Annotated in this window: 7 protein-coding genes and 3 pseudogenes; 7 read left to right on the forward strand and 3 right to left on the reverse strand. The window is 40.3% G+C overall.

Annotated elements, in window-relative coordinates; all coding sequences use genetic code 11:
• Positions 1-37 precede the first annotated feature (37 nt).
• The 7 genes and pseudogenes from V7K84_RS08955 to msrA (V7K84_RS08985) all read left to right on the forward strand — a co-directional run bounded on the left by V7K84_RS08955 (position 38) and on the right by msrA (V7K84_RS08985) (position 5,984).
• On the forward strand, positions 38-943 hold the full coding sequence (locus V7K84_RS08955) for a sigma-70 family RNA polymerase sigma factor (RefSeq protein WP_442940934.1): 906 nt from the start codon (positions 38-40) through the stop codon (positions 941-943).
• Positions 944-1,035: 92 nt separating this feature from the next.
• Positions 1,036-1,287 (forward strand): annotated as a pseudogene (locus tag V7K84_RS08960) (hypothetical protein).
• A 315-nt stretch (positions 1,288-1,602) separates the two neighbouring features.
• On the forward strand, positions 1,603-2,955 hold the full coding sequence (locus tag V7K84_RS08965; RefSeq protein ID WP_334837447.1) for a hypothetical protein: 1,353 nt from the start codon (positions 1,603-1,605) through the stop codon (positions 2,953-2,955).
• 139 nt (positions 2,956-3,094) lie between these two features.
• Positions 3,095-3,331 (forward strand): annotated as a pseudogene (locus V7K84_RS08970) (AIPR family protein); the annotation flags it as partial.
• Positions 3,332-3,471: 140 nt separating this feature from the next.
• A complete protein-coding gene (locus V7K84_RS08975) occupies positions 3,472-4,683 on the forward strand; it encodes an aminotransferase class I/II-fold pyridoxal phosphate-dependent enzyme (RefSeq protein ID WP_334837448.1) in 1,212 nt (403 codons plus the stop codon).
• 386 nt (positions 4,684-5,069) lie between these two features.
• Positions 5,070-5,240: a hypothetical protein gene (locus V7K84_RS08980; RefSeq protein WP_334837453.1), complete on the forward strand. Its 171-nt coding sequence runs from the start codon at positions 5,070-5,072 to the stop codon at positions 5,238-5,240.
• A gap of 63 nt (positions 5,241-5,303) precedes the next feature.
• Positions 5,304-5,984: a peptide-methionine (S)-S-oxide reductase MsrA gene (gene msrA, locus V7K84_RS08985; protein WP_334837449.1), complete on the forward strand. Its 681-nt coding sequence runs from the start codon at positions 5,304-5,306 to the stop codon at positions 5,982-5,984.
• Positions 5,985-6,033: 49 nt separating this feature from the next.
• Here msrA (V7K84_RS08985) and msrA (V7K84_RS08990) read toward each other — a convergent pair whose 3' ends face one another.
• The 3 genes and pseudogenes from msrA (V7K84_RS08990) to V7K84_RS09000 all read right to left on the reverse strand — a co-directional run.
• A complete protein-coding gene (msrA, locus tag V7K84_RS08990; RefSeq protein ID WP_334837450.1) occupies positions 6,034-6,525 on the reverse strand; it encodes a peptide-methionine (S)-S-oxide reductase MsrA in 492 nt (163 codons plus the stop codon).
• A gap of 270 nt (positions 6,526-6,795) precedes the next feature.
• Positions 6,796-7,392: a peroxiredoxin-like family protein gene (locus V7K84_RS08995; protein WP_334837451.1), complete on the reverse strand. Its 597-nt coding sequence runs from the start codon at positions 7,390-7,392 to the stop codon at positions 6,796-6,798.
• 137 nt (positions 7,393-7,529) lie between these two features.
• Positions 7,530-8,426 (reverse strand): annotated as a pseudogene (locus tag V7K84_RS09000) (ISAs1 family transposase); the annotation flags it as partial.
• Positions 8,427-8,532 lie beyond the last annotated feature (106 nt).

Consider the following 8,532-nt stretch of genomic DNA (forward strand, 5'->3'; position numbering starts at 1 on the left):
GTTCTAAACTTAGAAAGCCAATAGCCGGCATAACAACCTGTACCCGAAGTTATATTCATCTTTATTATATGCAAATTGTAGGCGCAACAGCTTACAAGAAATGATTGTCATTGAGCAATCTAAAAATGAACTCACTCAACAGCTAGACCGCGAACCAACAATGACAGAATTAGCCAACGCTGTTGAAAAAACCGAAGCACAAATCCGAGCAGCACTACACCTTGGTCAAAAAGCTAAACAAAAAATGGTAACAGCTAACCTGCGATTGGTAGTATCTGTTGCCAAGAAATACCAGAACCGCAATTTGGAATTCTTAGATTTGATCCAAGAAGGAGCAATAGGTTTACAAAGGGGTATAGAAAAGTTTGATCCCAACCGGGGCTATAAGCTATCGACCTATGCTTATTGGTGGATTCGCCAAGAGATTACACGCGCTATAGCAGAACAATCGCGCACTATTAGATTACCTATTCATCTCACTGAAATACTTAATAAAATTAAGAAAGTACAGCGAGAAAGCTTTCAAAAACTCGGTCGCCATGCCACTGCTGAAGAAGTTGCATCAGCATTAAACATAAGCACAAATAAACTTCGAGAATATCTCGCCGCTTCTCGCACGGCGATCTCTTTAAATAAACAAGTAGGAGATGAGAAAGAGACAGAATTGGGCGAAATTTTAGCAGACGTTGGCGCTTCACCAGAAAAACTGCTCACCCAAGAACTTCTATCGCAAGATGTAGCTAAATTCTTAGAACCATTGACACCTATACAGCGTCAAGTGTTGACTTTAAGCTTTGGGCTAGAGAACGATCAGCATTTCAATCTCGCTCAGATTGGCCAACAGCTAAACCTTAGCCGAGAACGGATTCGTCAAATCCAGGTCAAAGCTATAAGTATTCTCCGCCATCATCAAAATGACATCCAAGAGTATTTATTTGATTAAGTAGAATTACTTTCGTCAGATGATGCACGGATCTTGTAGAAGTAAGACGAAAAACTATATTAAAGAAGTAAGTCCACAACAGTAATCAGTCAATGCCCAGTAAAACTATTGAAGTCAGAGAGTACACCGTCAGAGCGCACAAGCGGGAAATTCATACTCGCGTTTTCAACTTTGTGTGTAAGCAGTGCGAACAACCCACACAACGAGAAACCTTGGGTGTTTGACCTCTATATTGCGAGAAATGCCGTCCGCCACAAGCACCCAAGCAATCGAGAATAGTCCCTATAGGCAAGAGGAAACCCAGAGCTATGAACTACAAGAGTGGCAAGGATATAGCTGGGTGATTTTTTGCCTTAAGGCTGTATCAGCTTTTTCGTGAATTAGATGGGGACAGTTGAGCGCATTCTGTGGCTGACCGGATTACAGCGTGAAATAATAGCAAAAATGATCCCGTCAGAGGCAATTTAATAGAATATTGAAGGCAGAAATGCGCCTGCTGGCTCGTTGTACAGTCCCATACTCATCAACGTCATTGATATTAAACCTGGACTGACAAGAATAGAAAACGCTATGGCTAAAAAAATCTAGCTATTGCTAGATGCGATAATCCTCAAAAACGCTATAGGCTACATACAATTGTTGAGTAGAAAGATTCGCTTGTGGATGCCATAGTAGAAAGATCACACACGCTCAAACAAGCCTTGGTTGATTTTGTCCTAGATGCTGACGGCGAACTAGCACAAGCACTCGACATTTATGCAGCTGCACAGATGCCTAGCGGTAATGGCGATCGCACCCAACAACAAGTAATCATTGACAGGTTTATTACAGAAGGGAAAATTGGCGATCGTTCACCTATAGAGTTATTTATCGCCAGTCATGCAGATTTGTCACAGAGCGATCGCAATCTACTGAATAGCTGGCATCGTAGTTTTATTGGTTTATTTACTATCACCCAGATTTTAGCTGATGGCTTAGAACTCATGAACTGGCTGACAGCTAAACATTACATAGTTCTGACAGCTAAAAATTACATTGTCAAGTCTAACAGTTCTGAAAAACAACCAGCCATATCTCGTTTCAAGCCAGGAGAGATTTTACTAACACGCATTTATCCTCTTACTGATAATGAGTGGATATTTTCTGGCTCTCACACATTTATGGGTAAATTAGGTAAGCCAAAACTCGCCGTCGCCATTGGAAATTTTAAAAATAATTATAAAAGTCATCTTTACAGCGATGCTCCAGACTTGCTAGAACAAGCATGGCAGTCAATAGAGCAATATCATCAGCAGTTTGTTGAGTTTTTTGGGAGTGATGAAGTTACATTACCAGGATATCAACTCAATAAAAAGATAACTGAATTTCAAGAAATTATTGCCGATAAATATCTCAAAGCGGTCGGACTTCATAGTTCCAAATCTTTGAATGAAATAGTAGCAAAAGCTGGTATTGGTGCAGAAGAAATTATCGCCGCTATTAAAGAATTTGGGATTGATACTAACACTGTTTCTCAAATATTGGATAGGGAAAACAGGAAGCAAAAAATGGTTGCACCGAAAGTAGATTTACCTGCTGAACTCAAGAAAGCAGAACAAGTCACAGCTATTTCTCACCCACGTTGGGGATTGATGTTTTTATCAACATATACTAAATTCACAACTAGATTATTAGCTGATGATTGGCAAAGTATTGAAGGTGCAGCAAAATTAATTCGTCACTACTTGGAAGATAAAAATATTAATGCTTATATCTGGCATCGGTTAGCACAAAAATATCCCACTCAATTAGAAAAAGTCTTGCAAGATTTCTTGCAACGTCCTGAGTTTAGCCTGAGCAATGATTTAGATAAAATTTTGCAAGAGTATGGTAAACCTATCGAGCCAGAATTACCAGAAATTGCTAGTGTTCCTTTACATCTACATAATTTATTTCAAGAAGCACTTACAGAAGTGAATAAATCTAAACCCAAAGGACAAAAACAACCAGCAAAAGGTTTTCAAAGAGGTTAGTTTAATATTAAGTGCATTTAGCTAAGTAAGCCGATGCAATAAAATCAAACTATGTAAATAAAAGTAAATAAGGCTCAAACTCTTTCTCCCCCTGCTCCCTGCCCCTGCCTTATTGCAACAATAATTATTTACACCGACCTACTTCCGTAAATACTTGGTGTCAGAGAAAACAGCAGGGAATACAGTCGGCACAAAAATCAGCCGCAATCAAGAGATTTGGGAAAGCTTGTACATTTCGGCGCAAAGTTATCTGAATCAGCACTTGGTGAAAATGGTTAACTCCAGTAAGTCAGAAGAATCGAAGGTTACACAAGGTGGTAGCAAGAGGGGAAAAGGGAAAAGGGATGAACTCAACGCGACTACTGTTCCCAAATAGTTGGTTATTAGTGGGATAGGTTGATGATTTCTATGCCAGTATGATCGCACTTGAAGATAATCTAGATGCGATCGCTTGTTGTTAATATATGCAATTACGACTATACTGCCTGCATCAGATAGCAATCAAAGGCTGGGGTTATGCCGGATACGACAGATGAAGGCAAAATTCACTTCATATCACCACAGTTATTGAAGAAATTAGATTACCAAACGCCTATAAGTAAATTTTACGCTTCAGCGACCTATATGAGTCGCCGAACTGAGCCGGAAAGCCTTGATTTTTCCTTGGGTGATGCTCATGAAATGCCACTTCCAGGGTTTGTAGAAGCCCTGCAACGTTGGAGTGTAGCACAAAACTCCAGTTGGTATGGCTACAAGGGAAATATTCCCGAATCACGGGTTACTGTATCTGCATCTCTTCAGGATAACCGTGGACTTTCTATATTGCCTGAAGATATTTTTATGACTAATGGGACTCTAGTCGGTTTGGCGATTTGTCTGCAAATAGTAGCTGGGGAAGGGGATGAGGTAATTATTTTGACTCCACCGTGGTTAGGTTATAGGCGTATGGTGCATTTTACAGGTGCGGTTCCAGTGGGTGTGCCTGTAGATCCCAGCACCTTCGATATAAATTTGGAGGCGATCGCTGAAGCAATTACCGAACGAACTCGGGCAATAATTGTTAATTCACCTCACAACCCTACAGGTAAGATTTTTTCAGCTAGGACTCTAGAGGGTTTGGCAACTATACTAGCTGAGGCTTCTAAACTGTACGGCAAGGTGATTTACATGATTTCTGATGAAACCTTCAGCCGCATTGTTTTTGATCGCCAATCTTGTCCCAGCCCGACCCAGTTTTACCCATTTTCTTTCTTGGTATATGGTTACAGTAAAACCTTAATGGCTCCCGGTCAACGTATCGGATATATCGCTCTTCCTTCCACTATGCCCAAGCGGGAAGAAATAAGGCGAGTAATCGCTATGTTACAAGCAAGTGCTTTTGGTTGGTGTTTTCCTAGCGTACTAATGCAGTATGCCCTAAGCGACTTGGAAAAAATAAACATAAATATCGAGCATTTACAAAAAAAGCGAGATTGGATGGATTCGTCGCTGCGAGGCATGGGTTATCAACTGCATACCCCCGATGGAACATTCTTTTTGTTGGTGCGATCTCCTTGGGAAGATGACTGTGCTTTTGCGGAACTATTGGCAAGTCACGATGTATTTGTTTTACCAGGTACACCCCAGGAAATACCCGGTTACTTTCGGATTTCCCTTACTGCCAGCGAAGAAATGATTTCTCGTGCCTTACCCAAATTTCAAGCAGCTATACAATACGCTGTTGAATAAAAAGTCAATTGACGGCAACAGAAGTATCAATAGAAAAAATCGCACAGATATCGGCAGTAATCGATTCTGGTTCCATTGCTGTACCAACGAACCGGATTTTTTGGGACTCGAATACAAAAGTTGATAGATTCGACAGAAATTTAATCCTCTTTAATTGTTATCCAATCACTCAAAACAGCTATACAGCAAGCGGTTAACCTTGGCCTTCTCAATATCTTATTTTCATGTTTGGCGACATAACCACCTTTTAACTCATTCTGCTACATCTTTAGTTTCCACATGGAATAGTCAGCAAATTATATAGACAATAAGCTGGAGATGATACACTGCATATCAAATCCTGCCACTGTTGTAAATGACTATACTTGCTTTTTTAGCGATCGCCAGTGGGGAACAGTACGTTAAGACTACAGCCCCAACAGTACAGCACAGCCTGGGATTATTTCACCCGCGATTGGGCTCGTTCTCGCGCCTACCGTTGGGGTGAAGATGGAATTTTTGGTATTTCTGATAATCATCAGCGACTTTGTTTTGCGACGCCGAATAGCCCGTCGTAGACATCGCTCTATAGCTGAATAAACTCCGTTCTTCGTCTATTAAATAAAGGAGTTCACAACCGAATGTCAATTCATAACTTTACTCTCTCCCGTCACTCATTACGCAACTTGTCCATCATTTCGCTGATTTTTTTACTGCTATACGGTGCATCTCGTGTGATACTTCCTGCTCCCGCCACTGATATCTCGAATGCTGCACCGCAGGGAAAGCAAGTAGCGGTTTTCGCTGGTGGGTGCTACTGGGGAATGGAAGCCGTTTTTGAGCATCTATTAGGTGTTTCTGATGTGGTTTCTGGCTTTTCTGGAGGCGATGCAAGAACCGCAGACTACACACTTGTCAGTGCTGGATTAACTAATCATGCTGAATCCGTAAAAATCACTTACGATCCATCAAAAATATCATATAACCAGCTTCTGAAAGTCTACTTTTTGGTAGCACATGACCCAACAGAGTTGAATCGACAAGGCCCAGACTCAGGTAAGCAATATCGTTCGGCGATCTTTTTTACTGACGATGAGCAGAAACAGGCTGCACAAAAATATATCGCTCAACTCAAAAAATCGCGAATCTTCGACAAGCCGATTGTCACAGAATTAGATCCTTTGAAAGGTTTTTATCAGGCTGCGGCATACCATCAGAATTATATAGTGCATCATCCGAGCGATCGCTATGTGGTAGTAAATGACTTGCCGAAGCTGGCTAAACTTCAAGCAAAGTTCCCTAATATGTATAGCAACAAGTAAGGAGATTTACAGCATTAGACTCTTAACATCCCCTTGAACCAGTGAAAGATTAGCCTATTCTGTAAGATGCTCGTCCATGCTTCTTTCGATATTGCTGATGATACTCTTCCGCTCTATAAAATTGTGATGCAGGTACAATCTCTGTCACAATTGGATTTTTGTGATAACGAGAACTATTTTCAAGCTGCTCCTTGGAGGCTCTTGCTAATAATTCCTGCTCTGGAGTGTGGAAAAATATTACTGACCGATATTGATAACCAACATCTGGCCTCTGGTGGTTTGATTCTGTGGGATTGTGCTTATTCCAAAACACATTTAGCAGTTCATCATAAAATACTATTGCTGGATCGTATTCCACTTCCACTACCTCAGCATGTCCAGTTTTGCCTCTACAGACATCTTCATAGGTTGGATTCTCAAAGTTTCCGCCAGTGTAACCAACTGCTGTAGAAGTTACTCCCTTTACTTGACGAAATGCTGCTTCAACTCCCCAGAAACAGCCTGCTCCAAATGTCGCTTTTTGTAGATTAGCATTTTGCATATCTTTGACAACTCTTTTATGATAATTTTAAGTGAAACTTATCGAATCAGACAGATACTTTATAAGGAAATATTTCCTCAAGACTGCCTGATTTATTTTAATTATTAGAGTGACAGATTATTCTGAGATGAGTCTGATACAAAGCTGAATATTATCTAAAATTTGGAAAAATAGTTTAATTTAAAATTTATCTACTACAGTACGGCGTAAATAAAACACCCATTCCAAATCAATGAAAGGCTTGTAGTATCCGAATTACGCCAAGCTGTACTAGCTTTTGCTAACTATAGGAATATTTCTTAGAATACTCACTATTTCAATTGGGTCTAACCGTTTAGTATAATCTGCATCAACAAAAGCATAAACGATTTTTCCGTCTCGATCGACTACAAATGTAGCTGGAATAGGTAGTTCAAAAGACTCATCTCCATTGTATCTAGGCAACACATGACCCTTTGACTCTAATATAGGTCTTAGATACTCCGGGATTTGAAACACAATGCCAAATTTACGAGCAATCATATTGCTGCGATCGCTCAATACTTCATAGGTTAGTTCATGTTTTTCTACAGTTGATATGGTATGACGAGTAGTTTGAGGTGAAATAGCAATTAGTGATGCTCCTAATGTTTTAATTGCAGGTAATGCTTGCTGGAGTCCTGCTAGTTCTAAGTTACAGAAAGGACACCAAGAACCTCGAAAAAAGGAAATAACTACAGGCCCACTAACTAGTAATTTTTGTAATTCTACTGCTTGATCGAAAGCATTAAGTAGAATGAAATTAGGAATAATATCTCCTACCTTTAAAGTTTGGTCAATTATACCTGAAGAAATTAGCTCATTTTTGATAGACTCTGTAAAATTCATCGTAATTTTCCTGAAAGTTAACTTCTACTTTTATGTACCTTTATAGAGAAATACTGTCGCAGTAAATTTACTGAAATAAGAAAAGTAGACTTTTGGATTTCAGGGTTAGCGCGTCTCAAACCCTATTGACAGGTGGATTATAGCTCCCGTGTTGAGTTTGGAAGAGCCGCCGCCAAAACAGAAACCATGTACCGATCATTCATAGCGGCTCGCCGTGACTTTTGGCGAATACTGCGACGAAAAGATGTTTCTCGTTCTAAGGCATTGAGTGCAATGCGACGTAGTAAAGCAAAATTTTGTGGGCTGTGCAGAGAACGAATCCGACATTCATCCTCACCGAAAGTGACATCCAATGTCCAATGAACAGAATTTTCAATCCCCCAATGCTGTCGAATTGCGCTACCAATCTTGTTAGCATCACTGACAAGACTAGTAATGTAAAATTGCACCTCGTGAGTAGTTTTATTCCAATGCTGAATCGAACGTACTACCATCAGCACTGTCGTCAGTCCTGCCCACAAGTCTAGTTCATAAAGTCCAGGAAGCTGTGACACTGGCACGGTGTAAATCAAGCGATTTTCAATGCGGTGGTGTCCCTTTTCTAGCCGTCGATTAATACTTACATCAATACCTTTAAAGCCCAGTTCCTTGGCTTTCTCAAACCAATTCTTTACTTGTTGATGCAGCGTAGGATGATTATCTTTCAAGCTCAAAATGTAATCAGAATCAGCCGCTATAATTTTCTCAGCAATTGATTTCTGGGTACCCATTGCATCAATAGTAATGATACAGCCAGAGATGTCTAGCATTTCTAACAATGCAGGAATTGCAGTGATTTCATTGGATTTAGAACTGACCTTTGTTTGTCCCAAAACCAAACGGTGTTCACTTGACCACGCACTGACCAGATGCAAAGCTTTTAGTTTAGATTCTCGATCATAGGAGCCTCTATTAACTTTGCCATCTATGGCGACTACTTCTACACCCAATTTCTCAACCAATGATTGTACCCACCGCCGAAAACATTGCTCAAACTCTTTAGAATCATCAGTGAGAGGTTAAGGTAATTGCACAAATGTCCGTGAGGGTGCAGGGCAAGGGGACAAATCCAGCCTTGAGACTGGCTTTCGGAGATATTTA

The organism is Nostoc sp., from assembly GCF_036917315.1.
GTDB lineage: Bacteria > Cyanobacteriota > Cyanobacteriia > Cyanobacteriales > Nostocaceae > Nostoc.